At 57.3% G+C, this 1,334-nt stretch carries 1 protein-coding gene and 1 pseudogene; both read right to left on the reverse strand.

What is annotated here, in order from left to right:
* A pseudogene (locus J0I64_RS08235) lies at window positions 1–169 on the reverse strand (alpha-N-arabinofuranosidase); the annotation flags it as partial.
* 307 nt (window positions 170–476) lie between these two features.
* Window positions 477–1,334, reverse strand: an 858-nt coding sequence (locus J0I64_RS08240; protein WP_291407109.1) for a helix-turn-helix domain-containing protein, incomplete at its 5' end; no start/stop codon positions are given.

Genomic DNA, 1,334 nt, shown 5'->3' on the forward strand with positions numbered 1-1,334 from the left:
CCAGCTTGGCGACGTCGCCACGCATACCATCCTTGTCGGCAGTCGGGTGGTCGGGCTCATAAATGCCTTCATAAATGGCGCGGCCGAGGTGCTCGAGAAATGCCCCATAGACACGATCATCAATTTTGGAGATCGTGTAATCCTTATTCGCTACGACAGACGCCTTCACCCTCGTCCTCCCATACAATCTGTTTTTCTGATTTGTATCAGTAAATCGGTTGTACAGGACGAATTGCGGCCTGTGAAGCCGCCCTGCGCACTTTTGTATGATTTTTGGGCGAGGGGCGCGGCGACGAGCTGCCCCCGCCACTCTTATGGCGTCGCAATCTCTGCGGACGCCGCTAATCTCCTCCCCTACCTCAGCCGTCACCACCGGGCTTGTCCCGGTGGTCCATGTCGAAGCGGGCTGGATTGCCGGGACAAGCCCGGCAATGACGATGGAGACAGGGCTGTAGCGCGCCGACGGGGGGGGGGCTCTACCTAGCTGTCTGTAGTCTCATAATAATATCCTGGTCGTAGTTCCCAAAACCACGCCCAAAGATATTGATCCCGCCCGGATGCTTGGCATCCGGCTTCACCGCAATCCGCAACCGGATCGAGTGGTGATTGGACAAATCCAGATCCACCAGCGACACCGGCGAAATCTTCACCCCATCGACATAGGTGCCTTCCCCGGTCACGCGCCAGCTCTTGAGCTTGCCATATTGGCTGCCCTTGAGCTTCCACCAGTCCGGCGTATAGACCCCACGCTTGTCGCCAAAATCGCCCGGCGACGTCCACGTGCCGATCTCGGTCCCATTGACCGACAGCGTAATATCGCTCGGCCAATCCGCCGATGTCCCCGGCACTTCCGAACTCAATTCCAACGCAAATTCAAGCACTTCAATGGTGTTTTGGGCTAGCTTGGCATTGTTGGGGAACTGATATTCGATAAACCCGCGGGTAAACCAGATCAGCCCCGCCTTCATCCGGTCGGGCTCAAGAAAGGTCTCGGGCACGTCGAGCAGCCCGATAATCCCCTCGGTCGAGCACAGCCCGCAGGGCGCCGAAACCTCGCAGCTCGTATAGAGCCCGAGCGGCATGGCGACCTCGATCGAATTCGACTTCAGCGGGGTCATGTCCTCCTTGAACATCACCAGCACTTCATCAAACGTCGAATGGCAAATCTTCTGATTACCCTTTCGCGCCTTCTGCGTTTCGGTCCTGATCAGCCCAGCCGTCTCGAGAATCTGGATATTGGTCGAAACCGTCGATTGCGGCAGGTCGAGCTTATCGGCAATGTCATTGCCATTGAGCGGCCCTTCCACATGCAGCAGCTTCAAGATGCGCACCCG

The sequence above is a fragment of the Devosia sp. genome (assembly GCF_017307565.1).
Taxonomy (GTDB): Bacteria; Pseudomonadota; Alphaproteobacteria; order Rhizobiales; family Devosiaceae; genus Devosia.